The organism is Pseudomonas sp. NC02 (assembly GCF_002874965.1).
GTDB lineage: Bacteria > Pseudomonadota > Gammaproteobacteria > Pseudomonadales > Pseudomonadaceae > Aquipseudomonas.
In genome coordinates this window covers 3,096,168-3,113,137 of record NZ_CP025624.1, presented here as the reverse complement: position 1 = coordinate 3,113,137, position 16,970 = coordinate 3,096,168, and the positions used below count along the sequence as shown (strand labels likewise).

Here is a 16,970-nt window from a genome sequence, read left to right as displayed (position 1 = left end):
GCCCCCCAATGGCCCGAAAGCCTTGGAGACCGCGCTGGCTGACCGAAAAAACTGGCAGGCACTGGCGCAGCAGCTCACTCATGTCGCCACGTTGGCAGGACCGAACGCGCCGTTTCTGGTGGTGCGATCTGCGCTGGGAAGCACGCTGATCGACCTCGCGCCCAACTCTTCTTACCCCCCAAATAGTGCTAACGCCGTGAGTCTTGCAAACTTTCTCAAGGCTATGGGCCTGCCCGAGCCAACCACCCATGATGAGCTGCTGACCCTGGCGCGCACATCGCTGACACGTTCCCACCCCCATCCATGGGGAAATCTGGGCGGCGCCTTGTCCTGGCCCCTGCCCTTGAGCACACCTCAGCAGAACGAACTGCTCACCGCCGCCAGAGAACATGCCGCTGGCCCTCCGGATGTTCAGCAAGCAAGCCAGCAGCGGGGGCTCCTGGAGTTTCTGAACGGTAACCTGCCGCTCTCCAGCGACGCCTCGAGCGATCCGGCCAAAACGCTGGAAGCCCTTATCCGTTCCCCCCGAGGCCAGGCGCTGGGAGAGGCCTTGCAGACCAAACTGGAGAGCATTCCGACTGATAGCAGTGTGAATGATCACGTACTGGCGGCCATCAACCTCGATCTGGATCAGGAATCCATCACCCAACCGCATCGCAACAAAGTGGCCGGATTCGACCTGTCACATAAACACTATTGGGGCAAACCCACCTCGGCGATCGTCGCCGGCCTGCGCGAGCACTTGAGTGATACCGGCAAAACCTCACCTGCCAACGCCTCGCTGGGTACGCATCTGCTGTTGATGCGGGCGGCGCCGCAGTTGCTGATCAAGGATATTCCCGACAGCGTGGTCTACGGCAGCCTGGCCTGGGCCAACCTGTGCATCGCGGCGGCCGCCATCGAAGCCAGGTCCCCTGGCAGCGTAGCGAACATGAGTTTTGCCAAAGTGATGATCGCCGCCGACTCAAGTGGGCCCGCGCCCGAAGCTGCCCAAACTGCGGCATTGTTGGACTGGGCCGTGGTCAATGGGGTGCTTGAGGCGAAAGACGACACGCTTTACGAAAAACCAGACATTGATACCGCCATGGACGCGTTCAACTATCAATTGGGCAAGCTGAAACACGCCTCCGGCTTGCTTGACACCCCGATGCCCAGCCGCAAGCAGATGGCGCTGGACCTGCTCAAGGAAAAATTTGGCGAAGGCGTCCCCTTTGAAGAGAAGGTGTTGCTCAAGCCCAACAAAACCGCCAACAAGACGATCCCCACTCGCGGCCCTTATTCCATGCTGGACCTGACCATGCAAGGCGAGAAAATAACGGCATCAGACTGGGAGCTCAAACCTGGAACGCATGGCGTCGACCTTGATGCCTTCGCCGCCTTTACCCATGGCCCCGGCTTTAAAGTCCCCGACACCTTTGACAAAGCCATTAGCCAGACCATAAGCGACTATAAAACCGTCAAGAAATATTCCATCTTGAATGCCCTCGCCAACCTTCCACCGGAGGACAAAGAAAACTTGCGGTTAGGAAAGCTGAACTTCTACAAAGAAAAATCCTACAGAGTCAGCTGGACACCATTCGCGGGAGAAACCCTCTTCCATACAAGCAAAAAAATACTGGTCACCACAAAACACCAGAACAAGCCGTCCACCTATGAGTTCGATACCGAAAAAGGCAGCATCAGGAAAGTCAGCAACGCAGTTATCACGCGCCAGGACCAGAAGATCGCCAACGAAGTAACCCGAATAGAAGAGTTCTCCACCTTCGATGCCAAGCGCGACTATATAAAGCAAGAGAACCCGCTCGAGGGATCCAATCCCAACCTGTTCAGGAATTTCCGGGCGGAGTACCTTGCGGATTCAATCGTCGAGGGGCTCGATCTGGAATCCGTCAGGCAACAAGCGGCCGGAAGTACGCCGGATGAGCATAGAAGGACGGTCGCCAGCACCATCGGCAACTTTTTTCTCGACCTTGTTCCGCTCAGGTCGGCCATCGTCAACTTCAGTAATGGCAACTATAAAGATGGGTTCTCCGACCTGGCATTTGATGCGTTCGGCTTTCTCACGGCAGGTGCAGGCGTCGCCGCGAAGGTCGGAAAAACCCTGAGCACTGCCAGCAGCGCGGCCAGCAAAGCCCTCAAGCTGAGCAAGATTTTCGGGGTTACCGCACTCTCGGAACTCAATCCGCTGAGCGGACTTGGCGACCTGGTAGTCGGCGCGGTAAAACTCGCCATCGACGGCGCAAACGCAGCCACCCAGGGCTTGAAAACGCTCAAGGGTACAGCGAGCAACAGCGAGCTTGCCGCCGCCGGCACTCGATATGACGCAGCCGCTACCGGCTCATTCCAGATGGGCGAGCAGACGGTCGAGGGCAGCGCGGTGCAGATCAAGGGCAAGTGGTACGCTTTCGACGCACAAAAGCACCAGCCGTACGGCAGCCCCCTGCAAGCGTTCAGTAGCGCTGATACGCTGGAGCCCTCCCCCAACGCCTATGCCGCTTCGAGCAAGAGCACTCACCGGTTTAACCCGACAAACACCGTCAACCGCCCACCTCGAATCAGGAAGCCGTTACCCGAGGGCCAATACGTGGAAAGTTTGAAAGGAAGGCTCGAAGTCGACCATTTCAAGCTCGACACCCGCCAGGCAACGCTGGATAAGTTTCGGGTGGAAATGGAGGACTATTATGAGGCGATCAAGGATGGAGGCCTTCCGCCGCGCCCTACAATCCCCGATATCCCCGTACCGATCCCCGCAGCCGATCTGATCACGGAGGCATTGAAAGCATCAAACGGCGTGGTGTTTGGAGAGTCTCACTCGCAGATGGCCAGCTTTAAAATGCTGTTCGACAACGTCGATACGCTAAAAAGCCAGGGTGTCAAAAAAGTCTATTTCGAAGGGTATATCGACTACATCGGTGGCCCCGCTGATGATGGAATCGGAATGCTCGGAAACAGCAACACTCGCCGCACGAATCCAACACTGGAGCAACTCAAGAAAAAATTTGAAGACAATGGAATAGAGCTTTTACCCCTCGATCACTATTACCTGACGCGACATAGACACGACAAATCCCGTGATCGCACCCGCACTGGCGTCAACTCTGAAAAGCGGCTCAAGGAGTTCAACTACTACGCTGCGGAAACCATCCAGGCAAACTCGGGCACCGAAAAGTGGGTCGCGTTAGTGGGAAGCGCGCACATGAACACCTCCGAAGGTGTTCCGGGCTTGGCGGAACTGACGGAAAGCATCGGCATCGGGGTTTTTGACAACAGGAACATGACCCAGAGCAGCATCGGGCTTAAAGCAAAAAACCCTGCGCCAGACCCGAACCGGCCATTACAGCCCAACGATATTCCAGGCGACCTGCGCATCTACGTGAAACCCTGAGCACATCGCAAAGGCCCGGAAAGCCTCCGAGCCTTTGCATGAGGTGTTCACCCTCCATGCACCCAGCGCTGATGCAACCAGCGCGCAAACGCATCCAGGGCAAACCCCAACAAGCCGATCAGCAGCACCATCGCCATCAGCTCCGAGTAGGCCAGCCGGTCGCGAGTGTCGAGGATGTAATAACCCAGCCCGGCACTGACCCCGAGCATCTCGCACGGCACCAGCACGATCCACAGGATCCCGATGGCCAGGCGCACGCCGGTCAGCACGTGCCCCATCACCCCGGGAATAATCACCCGGCGCAAGGTTTCCCAGCGCGTGGCGCTCAGGCTCTTGCTCAGTTGCAACCAGCGCGGATCGAGCTGACGCACACCCGCCGCCGTATTCAGCAGAATCGGCCACACCGCTGCGAACGCCAGCAGGAAGTAGATCGGCTGGTCGCCCACGCCCATCAACATCACCACGATGGGCATCCACGACAGCGGCGAGATCATCCGCAGAAACTGGAACGCCGGCGTGGTCGCCGCCTCCAGCTTGCGCGAACTACCCACCAGCAAGCCCAGCGGTACACCAATCAGCAATGCCAGGAACAGCCCGACGAAGATCCGCTTGAGGCTCACGGCTATGTTCAGGTACAGCTCGCTGCGGCCCAGCAACTCCCACAGGCTGGCGAGGGTCGCCGACAGCGAAAACCGCGCAGACAAACCGTCCGCGCTGCCAAAGACCTTCACCCCCAGCCACCAGAGCAACAACAACCCCGCCAACCCGCTCAAGCCAAGCAACCAGCCCGGCAACCCCAAGGTTTTGCCGTTGTTCAAACGCCAATCTCCTCGTTTCGCTCAAAGCCCTCAGGCAAGCCGAAGGTCTTCATACCGCCCACCGCCGCGATTGCATTGCGCACGAAGCGGTCGTCCACCAGGTCCTTGGCGACAAACGCGGGGTCCAGGTCGGCGAGGAATTTCTTGTCGCCCTCGATCAGCGTGTCTTTCAGGCGGCGTACCAGTTCCTCGGTGTAGCTGGGGAATGGATACGGCTGGAAGTCGATGCGGTGCTCGTCCCAGTTGGCGTGCTGGATCGCGCCGTCAGCCAGGTAAGCCGCACGGTCGCTGGCAGCCGGCGCCAGGACTTTGCGCAGCACTGGTTCGGCATGCGGGGTGTAGCGGTTCTCGCCGTCCTTGGACAGCAGCTTCACCGCCTCTTCACGGTTGTCACGGGTCCAGACCTGGGCCTTGACGATTGCATTCACCACCTTCTGCGACCATTCCGGGCGGTTGGTCAGGTCATGCTCGTGCATGAACACCACGCAGCACGCATGGTTGCGCCACACGTCGCCGGTAAAGCGCTGCACCCGGCCCACGTTGAGGTTTTCCGCCAGGGCGTTGAACGGCTCGGCGACGATGTAGCCGTCGATGCGCTTGCTGGCCAGGGCCGGCGGCATGTCCGAGGGCGGCAACACGATCAGGTTGACCTCGTTGGCGGCAATCGCACTGCCGGCGGCACGGGCCACCGGGGTCAGGCCGTTGTCGCGGAACAACTGCTGCACCACCACGTTGTGAATCGAGTACCAGAACGGAATCGCCACCGACTTGCCGCCCAGTTGCTTCACGTCGGTAATGCCTGGGGATACGGTCAAGCCCGAGCCACCCACATGGTTCCAGGCCACGACCTTGGCCGGGACCTTGCTGCCATACCGCGCCCATACGGTCATCGGCGACAGCAGGTGAATCACGTTGACCTGCCCGGAAATGAACGCCTCGATCACCTGGGCCCAACTGCGCAGCAGCACCGGGCGCTCGGCCTTGATGCCTTCGGCCTCGAACAGGCCATTGTTGTGGGCCACCAGCAACGGCGTGGCGTCGGTGATCGGCAAATAGCCGATGCGTACCGGTGCGTCCGGCTCACTGGCCGCCCGGGCCTGCAAGCTGCTCAGCAATGGCAAGGCTCCGGCGGCACTGAGCACGGCCGAGAGTTTGAGAAAGTCACGGCGCGAGTGAGTGAGGTCATCCAGACACATGGCAAGGCTCCAGCAGTTCAGGGGGTTGGGGGTCAGTGCGGCTCGCCCGCCGTAGGGTTTTGAGAATCTCGATGCGCAGGGTGCCGATGGCTTCCACCTGTTCTTCCCGCGGTTGCGGCAAGTCGATGCGCCATTCGCCGAGGGTCCGCGCCGGGCGGTTACCCAGTAGCAGAATCCGGTCGGACAACAGCAGCGCTTCGTCGATATCGTGGGTGATCAGCACCGCCGCCGAACCTTGCTCGCGATTGACCTTGAGCAGCAGGTGCTGCATGTCGGCACGGGTCACTTCATCCAGGGCACCGAAGGGCTCGTCCAGCAGCAATACCTGCGGCTGGCGTGCCAGGCAACGCGCCAGCGCCGTGCGCTGGGCCATGCCGCCGGACAGCGCCGCCGGGAATTGCTGGCGGGCGTGTTCCAGGCCTACGGCGTGGATCGCATGGTCGACCCGGCTGCGACGTTCTTCAGGGCTGAGGTGCGGCTGGCGGGCAAAGTCCAGGCCGAAGGCGACGTTCTTTTCTAGGCTCAGCCACGGCAGCAGGCTGGGGTCCTGGAACGCCACCGCCACCCGCGGGTGCGGGCCATTCAACGGCTCGCCCAACAGGCGGATGCTGCCGCCCTGGGGCGCTTGCAAACCGGCGAGCACCCGCAGCAGGCTGGACTTGCCAACGCCGCTGGGGCCGAGGATCGACACCACTTCGCCGGGCTGCAATTGCAGGTCGAAACCTTCCAGCACCGAATTGCCCGCATAGCCCAGGCAAATTCCCTGGGCGTGCAATACCGCCTGGCTCATAGATTGGCCTGACGGTTCAACTCGGTGCGCAACTGCACCAGGCTCGGGGTCACGATCGGCACAAATGCCGACTCGCGCCAGCGCCGGGCAAAACCGCTGCCGTGGGCCGTCAGGTAGGCCTTGCCGCCGCTGGCTTGCAGCTCCAGTTGCACAGCGCTGGCAGCGATTTCCGCGAGGGCGATGCGCAGGCGGAACAACGGTACCGGCTCAGTGCCGAAGCGGCCGGCCAGCAGGCCTTTCTTCAGGTCGTTGACCGCCTGTTCCAAGGAGGTACGCAACACTTCCAGCTCTTCACGCAATACGGTGCGGCTGGAGCCCAGGTGATTGGCCACCTCCGCCAGCGAGCGCCGCGCCAGGCCGATGGACATGCCGCATTGCAAGCCCAGAAACGCCGGGCGCACGGCCGGCAGGAACTTGCGTGCATCCTCATGCAACAACCAGTCGCGGCTCAGCTCCACGGCTTCAAAGCCGAGGGCTGCGGTATTGCTCGATTGCAGGCCCAGCAGTTCCAGGTCGCGGGAACGTTGCAGGCCGGACACCGAGTCCGGGATCGCCAGGATAAACGGCGCGCCGCCCTGGGCATGCTCGATGGCGGCGGCCACCACAAACCCGTTCTTGCGCAGGTTGGTCACCCAGTGCAGGCGGCCATTGAGGTTCCAGCCGTCGTCGGTCGGCTCGGCGCTGATTTGCAGCGACTCGATGCCAGACAAAAACTTCATCGCGTTGGACAGCCCGGTCGCCCCGGCCAGCTTGCCGCTCAGCAGGTCCGGCAGCAGTTGCTCGCGCAGGCGCTGGTTCGGGCTTTGCAGCAGGTATTCGATAAACGAGCGTTGGCCCCAGCATACAAATGCCGACGCCAGGGAATGGCTCGCCACATCGGCGATAGCTTCCACCGCGCCGGTGACATCGCCGCCCAGGCCACCGAGGTCCTTGGGCACACCGATACGTAATACATTGGCCTCTGCCAGCCGTGGCAGCACTTCCTGCGGATCGCAACTGCCCACATCCAGGGCCTGCGCTTGAACATCGAGCCAGCGGCTCAAGATTGGGTCAAGCATTCATGTTTCTCCTTGTTGCAGCATGTTTACCATCGCGAACGCTTGCGCGCCTTCAGCTAGCCGGTTTTTCCCAACGGTATTGCGCCAGTTCCGGATTCAACGGGGTACGGGCAAACACGTTGGCGAAGTTGCACAGGGTGGCCAGGCTCACACCCAGAATAACCTCAAGGGCATGACCGTCGGTGTAGCCTGCCTCACGGAACGCGGTGTAGCCGGCGTCGCTGACATCACCGCGGGTGGCGATCACTTCACGGGTGAACGCTGCCAGTGTCTCATAACGCTCGTTGGGCAGTTCACCGCGCTGGCGCAGGGCGTCGATCACGTCTTCCGGCAGCTTGGCCTTGTTGCGCGCTACGGCAGTGTGCCCGGCGACGCAGAAATCGCAACCGTGATTGGTGGCGGCAATCAGTTGCACCACTTCGCGGTCGGCCAGGCTCAGGTCAGACTTGGCGTTCAGGCCCGACACGGTGATGTAGGTTTCCAGGGCTGCCGGGGCGTTGGCCAGCACCGCCAACAGATTGGGGATGAACCCGGAACCCTTCAGGGCATTTTCCAGAAAGGGCTTGGCCGCCTCAGGAGCGGTTTCCAGGGTTAGCATCGGTACGCGGGACATGGAGTGGTCTCCTCATGGATTCGTGTACCAAGTCTGTTGGTTATAAAAAATCCGCTCAATAGTCTAAAGTAGCGATTACTTGCTCTAGAGTCTTTCCGTTAGATGAATTCGTCCAGTTCACTCGTCGATTGGTTATTAGATAGCCTTGAACTCAACACCAGCCTGTTTCACGTCGGGCGTTACTGCGGCGACTGGCACGCCAGCACCCATGGCCTGGCAAGCGCGAGTTTTCATCTGGTGGTGCAAGGGCAGTGCTGGATGCACATCGACGGCGACTCGACCCCTTACCCATTGAACAACGGCGATGCAGTCTTCCTGCTGCGGGACCTGGCGTACCGCTTGTCCAGCGATGGCACCGCCACCGGCGCCCAGGAATGCCCGCGCAAGCCAATGGTGCCGCTGGACAGCCAGGCCAGTGACGGCGTGGGACTGGTATGCGGGTTCTTTCACTTCCAGTCCGGGCTGTCGGCGATGATTGTCGACACCCTGCCCGCCTGGATCATCCTGCGGGCCGGTGATCCATCGCTGACCGCCGCGCGCAACCTGTTCGAATTGATCCTGCAGGAATGCGAGCGCACGCCGGCGCCCTCGCCCGCCCTGCTGGAGCGCCTGTGCCACCTGCTGTTCCTGTATGTGCTGCGCCAACAGGTGCTGGACAACACCGACCTCGGCGGCCTCGCGGCGCTGGCTCGGCAACCGGCATTTGCCAACCTGCTGGAGCAGTTGATCGCACGCCCGGCCGAGCCCTGGACCCTGGAAAGCATGGCCGCCTGCACCGGCCTGTCGCGCTCGGCGTTCTTCAAGCGCTTCAATGAACTGTGCGGGCAGTCGCCGGGGCAAGTGCTGCTGATGATGCGTGTGCGCCACGCCTGCCAACTGTTCAAGCAGGACCAGACCGTAGCGGACGTGTCCCTCGCCGTGGGTTATCAATCGGTGGCGGCGTTTACCCGGGCCTTCCATAAGGTCACCGGCTTCCAGCCCGGCGCCTACCGCAAGGCTCAAGGTTGACGCTGCAACCCATTGCCCGGCCGGGCACACAACTCCACCAGCCAATCGACAAACACCCGCACCCGTTGCGACAGCTGGCGATGCGGCGGGTACAGCGCCGTCAGCGGTAACCTGGGCGGCGGCTGATGCGCCAGCACCTCCACCAGCGTGCCCGCTTCCAACTGGCGAACGGCGTGGTAGTACGGCGTCTGTACCAGGCCGTAACCCGCCTCACAGGCCGCCAGGTAACCATCGGCACTGTTGACCGCCACTTGCTTGGGCAGGTCGACCAAGCGGATGTCGCTGCCGATCTGAAACTCCAGGCCATAGCGTTTGCCGCTGGTGCTGGAGAAATACTCCACCACTTGATGGCCGGCCAACTCATCCAGCGTCGATGGCACGCCGAACTGCTGCAAGTAGCCGGGGCTGGCGCAGGTCACCTGATCCATCATCGCCAGCGGCCGGGCCACCAGCGACTCGTCCAGCGCCAGGCCGCCGCGCAACACGCAATCCACGCCTTCGCGGATCAGGTCCACCGGGCGGTCATTGAGGCCGATTTCCAGATCGATCTGCGGGTAACGCGTGGTGAACTCGGGCATTGCCGGAATTACCAGGAAACGCCCGATCCCGGACGGCATATCGATACGCAACGTGCCGCGCGGGTTTCGTCGGCTGGTGGAGAATACCGCCTCGGTTTCCTCAAGGTCCGCCAGCAGGCTCACGCAACGCTGGTAGTAGGCGGCACCGTCCAGGGTCGGGCTGACCTGGCGTGTGGTGCGCTGCAACAGTTGCACCCCCAGGTGCGCCTCCAGTTGCTTGATCAGGATGGTCACCGAGGCACGCGGCAGTTGCAGGCTGTCAGCCGCCTTGGCAAACCCGCCCAGTTCGACAATCCGCACGAACACTCGCATCGCATTAAAACGGTCCACGGGCCGGTTTCCTTCAGGGATTATTTAGAATTTCATAATAGTGATAGCGGTTTTAGCCGGTTTATCCCGCTTTTGTCGAGGGCAACAATGGAGGCCTTCCCACACAGGAGCTGGACCCATGCACACACGTCAACTCGGTAAAAATGGTCCCCAGGTGTCCGCCATCGGCCTCGGCTGCATGGGCATGACCGATTTCTACACCACCGGCACCGATACCACCGAAGCCATCGCCACTCTGCACCGCGCCCTGGAACTGGGGATCAACCTGCTGGACACCGCCGACATGTACGGCCCCCATACCAACGAAGAACTGATTGGCAAGGCCATCGCCGGCAAGCGCGACCAGGTGTTCCTCGCCAGCAAGTTCGGCATCGTGCGTGACCCCGCAAACCCCGCGCTGCGTGGGGTGAATGGCCGTCCCGAGTACATTCGCGACGCCATCGACGGCACCCTGAAACGCCTCGGCGTAGAAACCCTGGACCTCTACTACCAGCACCGCATCGACCCTGAAGTGGCGATTGAAGAAACCGTCGGCGCCATGGCCGAGTTGGTCAAGCAAGGCAAGGTGCGTTACCTGGGCCTGAGTGAAGCGTCGGCGGCCACCCTCGAGCGCGCTCATAAAGTGCATCCCATCAGCGCCCTGCAAAGCGAATATTCGCTGTGGAGCCGTGATCAGGAGGACAACGGTTGCCTCGCCGCCTGCGAACGCCTGGGGATCGCATTTGTGCCTTACAGCCCACTGGGTCGTGGCTTCCTGACCGGCGCGCTGAAAAGCCCGGATGATTTTGCGGCGGATGATTACCGCCGCTTCAGCCCGCGTTTCCAGGGCGAGAACTTTGCGAAGAACCTGCTGCTGGTGGACCAGGTACAAGCCCTGGCCGCCGACAAGGGCGTGACCGCCGGGCAACTGGCGTTGGCCTGGGTGCTGGCGCAAGGGGATTACCTGATCCCGATCCCGGGGACCAAGCAACGCAAGTACCTGGAAGAGAACGTCGCGGCATTGGAGGTCAAGCTCAGCCCGACCGAGTTGGCGGCGCTGGAGGCCATCTTCCCGGCCAACGCCACAGCCGGGCTGCGCTACCCGGAAGCGGTCATGCAGATGCTGGACAAATAATCCTGCCACGCCGGATCGGGGCTGGCTCGCCAGCTCCGCGCCTTGAATCCCTGCCCTGGTTTTTCTTGCACGATAGTGCCTCAAGCTCGCCCGTCCCAAGCCGATAGCCCTTCGAAGCTCTAACAAAGCCGCGTCGCACAATAAACGCTTCGTAAGGACGACCCCATGCCCTCATTGCGCTCTATCCAAGCCCGCTACACCCTGTTCCTGGTGCTGTTCGTCCTGTTGTTATTCGTCTTGACGGTGGTGGGCATCGGACAGTTGGTGGCCCCCAAGCTGCGCCACACCGAAGAACAGGTGGCCCTCAATCGCATTGCCGAAGTGGCCGAGCAGATCCAGGGCGAACTGAACAAGGTTCAGGCCCAGCAACGCAGCATCACCCAAACCATCCCGCTGCTGGACAGCGACGCCATCGACAAGGTGCTGCCAGGCCTGGTGGACCAGTACGGCGAATTGAAAGTGTTTGGCGGCGGCATCTGGCCCCTGCCCAACCAACGCACCCCGGGACGCAACAAGCACAGCACCTTCTGGCACCGCGATGCCTCGGGCAAGCTGGCGGTGAACACCTTCTGGAACAGCGACGCGGCCCCCAACTACTACGACCAGAGCTGGTACAAGGGCGGCCTCGCTTCGCCCCGCGGCCAGTGCGCCTGGGCGGCGGCCTACAAGGATGACGCCAGCCAGGAGCCACGCACCAACTGCGCGATGGCGATCCAGCGTGACGGCGCAGCCTATGGCGTCGCCACCATCGACGTGACCCTGGGCTTCTTCAACGACCTGGTGGCCAGCAAGGAAAAAGACCTCGGCGGGCAAATGCTGATCGTCGAAGGCGACGGCAAGATCATCAGCAACAGCACGCGCATCAGCGGCCCCGTGGTGTTGAAGAACATCAGCGAATTGGTCGGCACCTCGGCCTTTGCCGCCCAGGTCAGCGCCGGCCTGGCTCATCGTGATCAAACCCTGCAACGCAGCGAGTTCGACAACCAGGGCGTGGCCAGCACGTTCTTCATGCGCCCGATCGAAGGCACCCCGTGGTTCCTCGCCACTGCGCTGCCGACCTCGCTGATCACCGCCCAACGTGATGACGTACTGGGCACGTTGGCGATGCTGCAAATCCCGATGATCCTGCTGTTGGTGCTGTTGGCGGTGTACGCCATCCGCCAGCTGGTGCACCGGATGACCGCGCTGAAGACCAATATCGACGCACTGTCCAACGGCGATGCCGACCTGACCCGGCGCATCACCATTCGCGCCGAGGATGAACTGGGGGCGATTGGCCATTCGGTGAACCGCTTTATCGTCTACCTGCAAAACATGATTGGAGAAGTGACCCTGGCCACCGGCGCCATGTCGTCGAGCCTGGCGCAATTGCAGCAGACGTCGGCCCAGACCAACCAGATCCTGGTCCGCCATGCCTCGGAAACCGACCAGACCGTCACGGCCATCACCGAGATGAGTTCCACCGCCGACACCGTGGCCGAGAACGCCGCCGAAACGGCTGCGTTCACCCAGCGCGCCAACGAGCACGCCGACCGTTCGCGGGTGGTGGTCGGCGAAGCTTCCCGCAGCGTCAGCGCGTTGATCGGCGAGGTCTCCAGCGCCACCCACACCGTGGAAAACATGCGCCAGGATGCCGCCCGCATCACCGAAACCCTCGGCGTGATCGGCGCCATCGCGGGCCAGACCAACCTGCTGGCACTCAACGCGGCCATCGAAGCCGCCCGGGCCGGCGAACAAGGCCGGGGTTTTGCGGTGGTGGCCGACGAAGTCCGCGCCCTCGCCGCCCGCACCCAGGCCAGCACCTCGCAGATCAATGAGATGCTGGCGCGCCTGACCACGGGCGTGAGTTCCTCGGTGACGGCCATGGAAGCCACCCAGGCCAGCTGCCAGTCTGCGGCTGACGCCACGGCCCGGGTGAACACGGGATTGGACGAGATGGCCGGCTCCGTCAGCCATATCAACAACCTCAGCACCCAGATCGCCACCGCCGCCGAACAGCAAAGCGCAGTGACCGAGGAAATCAACCGCAGCATGGTGCACATCCGCCACATGGTCGAAGAGCTGGTGCAAAGCGGCCACGCCACGGAGCACAACACCCAGAGCCTGCTGGATGCCAATGGCCGGGTTATTGCATTGATGGGTCGCTTCAAGGTGCGTTGAAAAAATAGCCTGAAAGCTCCCGTGCAATGCGCGGGAGCCGGACTATTCTGACAGTTCGCTCCGCCACACAGGAGGTGTGTCATGCACGCAGTTGAGCACCCGATCCGTCTGGAGCGGATCAGTCAGGAACGCTATATACAAGCCTCTATCGACGATGTTTACGACTACGTTACCCAACCGGATCGCTGGCATGAATGGCATCCGACATCCCTGGGCGCCGACACCGGTATCACCGGCTCATTGCCTGCCGGTCATCGTTTCACTGAAACCATCGACCTGCTGGGTGTGCGGGTTCCCATGAGCTATCGCGTGCAGATTGCGCAGCGACCGCGGGAGTTCAAGACCGCGTTCACCTCATTGGCGGTCGATGGCTGTATTCATTATCTGCTGCAAGTACAGGGCAACGGCACGCTGTTCAAGCGTATCCTCACCTATGAAACCGAACTGCAACTGACCACCCTGCATGAGCGCATGATCGCACTGTCCAACCAGGCCCTTGATCAGCTCAAGCAGCGCCTGGAATCCCCGCCAGCCTGACAAAACCGTCATATCCCTCTCAGTTTTCCGACAGCACCAGGCGGTTATTCTGGTGCTGTCGGTTTTTCGTAAAACCTCGTAACAATCCCGGGAAACCCTTTTCCAAAAAGCAGGGAGAATGCCCCGCTGTTGCCCTTTATCCGATGAGATGACGATGAAAACCACCCTGCGACTGGCCGCACTGTCGGCCCTGCTCATGAGCACCCTGGCCCAGGCTGCCGAGCTGATCCCGATTGACGTGCACCGTGATGCCAACTGCGGTTGCTGCAAAAAGTGGATTGCCCACCTGGAGAGCAACGGGTTCAAGGTCAACGACCATGTGGAAAGCAACATGAGCGAGGTCAAGCAACGCCTGGGCGTGGCGCCGCGCCTGGCGTCTTGCCATACCGGCGTGATCGACGGCAAGTTCGTCGAAGGCCATGTGCCAGCCGACCAGGTCTTGGCCCTGCGCAAGCGCGACGACTTGCTGGGCATTGCAGCACCGGGCATGCCCATGGGCTCGCCAGGCATGGAGATGGACGGCAGCAGCGATGCCTATCAGGTCATCGGCCTGACTCGCGATGGCGAAGACGTGGTAGTGGCTGACTATCCGGCACGCTGATTGATGCTTGCCGGTTACCTGGGACTGTTTTTCGCCGCCTTCGGCGCCGCCACGCTGTTGCCGATGCAATCGGAGGCGGTGCTGGTGGGGCTGTTGATCAGCGGGCACTACAGCCTGTGGTTGCTGCTCGGGGTTGCAACGGCCGGCAACGTATTGGGCTCGGTGGTCAACTGGCTGCTGGGCCGCTCGGTCGAGCGCTTCAAGGATCGACGCTGGTTTCCGGTCAGCCCCAGGCACCTGGAAAACGCCCGTACTCATTACCAGCGCTGGGGCCATTGGTCGTTGCTGCTCAGTTGGGTGCCGATCATTGGTGACCCGCTGACCCTGGTGGCCGGGGTCATGCGCGAACCGTTCTGGCGGTTCCTGGTGCTGGTGACCCTTGCAAAAGGGGCGCGCTACGGGGTACTGGCCATGCTCACCCTGCACTGGATTTAATCTCCCGTTAATCCCCTCGCCACAGCATCCGGGCACTGTTCCCGGAGCTCTAACCATGTCCAAGATCCGCTCTCTGTGCGTCGCCAGCCTGTTGCTCGGCAGCGCCCTGCCCGCCTTCGCCGCCGAAGAAGGTCCGACCTACGGCCCCGAGCTGCAAGGCTTCCAATACCCGTACCCGGTAGAGCACTTCACCTTCCAGTCCCAGGGCAAATCCCTGCAGATGGGCTACATGGACGTGCCGGCCAAGGGCAAGGCCAACGGGCGCAGCATCGTGCTGATGCACGGCAAGAACTTCTGCGGCGCCACCTGGGATGAATCGATCAAGGCCCTGAGCGACGCCGGCTACCGGGTGATCGCTCCCGACCAGATCGGTTTCTGCACCTCCAGCAAACCGGACAATTACCAGTACAGCTTCCAGCAACTGGCGATCAACACCCATCAACTCCTGGAAAAACTCGGTATTCAGAAGGCTACCCTGCTCGGCCATTCCACTGGCGGCATGCTTGCCACACGCTACGCCCTGCTCTATCCGCAGCAAACCGAACAACTTGCCCTCGTAAACCCGATTGGCCTGGAAGACTGGAAGGCCATCGGCGTGCCCTACCGCAGCGTTGACCAATGGTACGAGCGCGAGTTGAAACTGACCGCCGAAGGCATCCGCAAATACGAGCTCGACACCTACTACGTCGGCCGCTGGAAGCCTGAATACGACCGCTGGGTCGATATGCTCGCCGGCATGAACAAAGGCCCCGGCCACACCCAGGTGGCGTGGAACTCGGCGCTGATTTACGACATGATCTTCACCCAGCCGGTGTACTACGAGTTCAAGGACCTGCAGATCCCCACCCTGCTGCTGATCGGCACCTCCGACAACACCGCCATTGGCAAAGACCTGGCGCCACCGGCGGTCAAGGCGAAGCTCGGCAACTATGCGGTGCTGGGCAAGCAAGTGGCCAAGCTGATTCCCCACGCCACCCTGGTGGAATTCCCGGGTCTGGGCCATGCACCGCAAATGGAAGAGCCGGCACAGTTTCACAAGGCACTGTTGCAAGGGCTGAACGCCCTTTAATCCAACCTTTTTCGAGGCATGCGTGAATGTCGGTACAGATCGCAGTGATTGATGATTGGCAGAATGTGGCCAGTGGCGTGGTGGACTGGTCAGTCCTGGCGTCGGTCGGCCAGGTGCACTTCCTCCACGATTACCCGGCGGACACCGCCACGTTGATCGAGCGTTTGCAGGGGTTCGAGGTGATCTGCGTGATGCGCGAACGCACCACCTTCGACCAGGCTCTGTTGCAAGGCTTGCCCAGGCTCAAGTTGCTGGTGACCGGCGGCATGCGCAACGCCGCCATCGACATTCCTGCGGCCAAGGCCCTGGGTATCCAGGTATGCGGCACCGACAGTTACAAGCACGCGGCCCCGGAACTGACCTGGGCACTGATCATGGCGTCTACCCGCAACCTGCTGGCCGAAGCCAATTCCCTGCGCGCCGGGGGTTGGCAAGTGGGCCTGGGCGGCGATTTGTACGGCAAGACCCTGGGGACTCTCGGGCTGGGCAGCATTGGCCAGAAGGTCGCCAAATTTGGCCAGGCTTTCGGCATGCGCGTAATTGCCTGGAGCGAAAACCTTACCCCAGAGCGCGCTGCCGAAAGCGGCGTGACCTGGGTCAGCAAGCGCGAGTTGTTTGAACAGGCGGACGTGTTGTCGATTCACCTGGTGCTCAGCGACCGCAGCCGCGGGCTGGTGGACGCCGAAGCGTTGGGCTGGATGAAACCTACGGCGCATTTGGTGAACACGGCACGCGGGCCGATTGTCGATGAGGCCGCCTTGATTGACGCCCTGGCCAATGGCCGGCTGGCGGGCGCGGCACTGGACGTGTACGCCCAGGAGCCGCTGCCAGCCGGGCATCCATTCCGCCAGTTGCCCAACGTATTGGCCACCCCTCATGTGGGGTACGTCAGCGAGCAGAACTACCGCCAGTTCTACCAGCAGATGATCGAAGACATCCAAGCGTGGGCCAAAGGAGTGCCCGTTCGCGCACTAAGCTAGTGCACACATTTCACCTCCCACTCCCCCCCGTAGCAGCTGTCGAGCCTCAGCGAGGCTGCGTCGGGCGCACTGCCGATCCTGAACCGGAGCGCGCTCGACAGCTGCTACCGGGCTCATGAAAAAAATTTGTCCTACAAAAATACCCCACAGACCCCACAGGCTCTGGGATCTGTCCTAGACTCATGACCGATGGGTCCGATCCAAAACAAAAACCCCGCAAAAAATCGAAACTTTCCAACTCTGCCACAGGTCAGGTTTAAGGTAAGGCGAGTGCTGACGGTTCATACCGAACGCCCGT

At 61.5% G+C, this 16,970-nt stretch carries 15 protein-coding genes; 9 read left to right on the top strand and 6 right to left on the bottom strand.

Annotation, left to right across the window (positions count from 1 at the left end; genetic code table 11):
• Positions 1-22 precede the first annotated feature (22 nt).
• Positions 23-3,385, top strand: a complete 3,363-nt coding sequence (locus C0058_RS14695) for a membrane-targeted effector domain-containing toxin (RefSeq protein ID WP_256579599.1) — start codon at positions 23-25, stop codon at positions 3,383-3,385.
• Between the two features lie 47 nt (positions 3,386-3,432).
• Here the strand turns inward: C0058_RS14695 and C0058_RS14690 are convergent, their stop codons facing one another.
• From C0058_RS14690 to C0058_RS14670, 5 genes are read right to left on the bottom strand one after another with little or no spacing between them, the layout of a single operon-like run.
• A complete protein-coding gene (locus C0058_RS14690; protein WP_172834573.1) occupies positions 3,433-4,185 on the bottom strand; it encodes an ABC transporter permease in 753 nt (250 codons plus the stop codon).
• 14 nt (positions 4,186-4,199) lie between these two features.
• A complete protein-coding gene (locus C0058_RS14685; protein WP_010171568.1) occupies positions 4,200-5,399 on the bottom strand; it encodes an ABC transporter substrate-binding protein in 1,200 nt (399 codons plus the stop codon).
• Positions 5,386-6,189, bottom strand: coding sequence for an ABC transporter ATP-binding protein (locus tag C0058_RS14680; RefSeq protein WP_003207565.1), 804 nt, complete (start codon positions 6,187-6,189; stop codon positions 5,386-5,388). The genes C0058_RS14685 and C0058_RS14680 overlap by 14 nt, the downstream gene beginning before the upstream one ends.
• Positions 6,186-7,247, bottom strand: coding sequence for an acyl-CoA dehydrogenase family protein (locus C0058_RS14675; RefSeq protein ID WP_003207563.1), 1,062 nt, complete (start codon positions 7,245-7,247; stop codon positions 6,186-6,188). Before C0058_RS14675 ends, C0058_RS14680 begins: the two co-directional genes overlap by 4 nt.
• A 52-nt stretch (positions 7,248-7,299) precedes the next feature.
• Positions 7,300-7,860, bottom strand: coding sequence for a carboxymuconolactone decarboxylase family protein (locus C0058_RS14670; protein WP_003207562.1), 561 nt, complete (start codon positions 7,858-7,860; stop codon positions 7,300-7,302).
• A 102-nt stretch (positions 7,861-7,962) separates the two neighbouring features.
• Here C0058_RS14670 and C0058_RS14665 point away from each other — a divergent pair, with 102 nt between their 5' ends.
• Positions 7,963-8,868 carry an AraC family transcriptional regulator gene (locus C0058_RS14665; RefSeq protein ID WP_102368899.1) on the top strand — a complete coding sequence of 302 codons (906 nt, stop codon included), beginning with the start codon at positions 7,963-7,965 and terminating at the stop codon, positions 8,866-8,868.
• Here the strand turns inward: C0058_RS14665 and C0058_RS14660 are convergent.
• Positions 8,859-9,776 (bottom strand): LysR family transcriptional regulator, encoded by a 918-nt coding sequence (locus C0058_RS14660; protein WP_102368898.1) that lies wholly within the window; start codon positions 9,774-9,776, stop codon positions 8,859-8,861. The genes C0058_RS14665 and C0058_RS14660 overlap by 10 nt on opposite strands.
• Before the next feature lie 118 nt (positions 9,777-9,894).
• On the opposite strand from C0058_RS14660, the gene C0058_RS14655 reads away from it, so the two are divergent.
• The 7 genes from C0058_RS14655 (at position 9,895) to C0058_RS14625 (ending at position 16,672) form a co-directional block, all read left to right on the top strand.
• Positions 9,895-10,890 (top strand): aldo/keto reductase, encoded by a 996-nt coding sequence (locus C0058_RS14655; RefSeq protein ID WP_102368897.1) that lies wholly within the window; start codon positions 9,895-9,897, stop codon positions 10,888-10,890.
• A gap of 165 nt (positions 10,891-11,055) precedes the next feature.
• Positions 11,056-13,050, top strand: a complete 1,995-nt coding sequence (locus tag C0058_RS14650) for a methyl-accepting chemotaxis protein (RefSeq protein ID WP_102368896.1) — start codon at positions 11,056-11,058, stop codon at positions 13,048-13,050.
• Positions 13,051-13,131: 81 nt separating this feature from the next.
• Positions 13,132-13,587, top strand: a complete 456-nt coding sequence (locus C0058_RS14645; protein WP_102368895.1) for an SRPBCC family protein — start codon at positions 13,132-13,134, stop codon at positions 13,585-13,587.
• 154 nt (positions 13,588-13,741) lie between these two features.
• Positions 13,742-14,188: a DUF411 domain-containing protein gene (locus C0058_RS14640; protein ID WP_102368894.1), complete on the top strand. Its 447-nt coding sequence runs from the start codon at positions 13,742-13,744 to the stop codon at positions 14,186-14,188.
• A gap of 3 nt (positions 14,189-14,191) precedes the next feature.
• Positions 14,192-14,623: a YqaA family protein gene (locus C0058_RS14635; protein WP_102368893.1), complete on the top strand. Its 432-nt coding sequence runs from the start codon at positions 14,192-14,194 to the stop codon at positions 14,621-14,623.
• A gap of 55 nt (positions 14,624-14,678) precedes the next feature.
• Positions 14,679-15,692 (top strand): alpha/beta fold hydrolase, encoded by a 1,014-nt coding sequence (locus C0058_RS14630; RefSeq protein WP_102368892.1) that lies wholly within the window; start codon positions 14,679-14,681, stop codon positions 15,690-15,692.
• Between the two features lie 26 nt (positions 15,693-15,718).
• Positions 15,719-16,672, top strand: coding sequence for a D-2-hydroxyacid dehydrogenase family protein (locus C0058_RS14625; protein WP_102368891.1), 954 nt, complete (start codon positions 15,719-15,721; stop codon positions 16,670-16,672).
• Positions 16,673-16,970 lie beyond the last annotated feature (298 nt).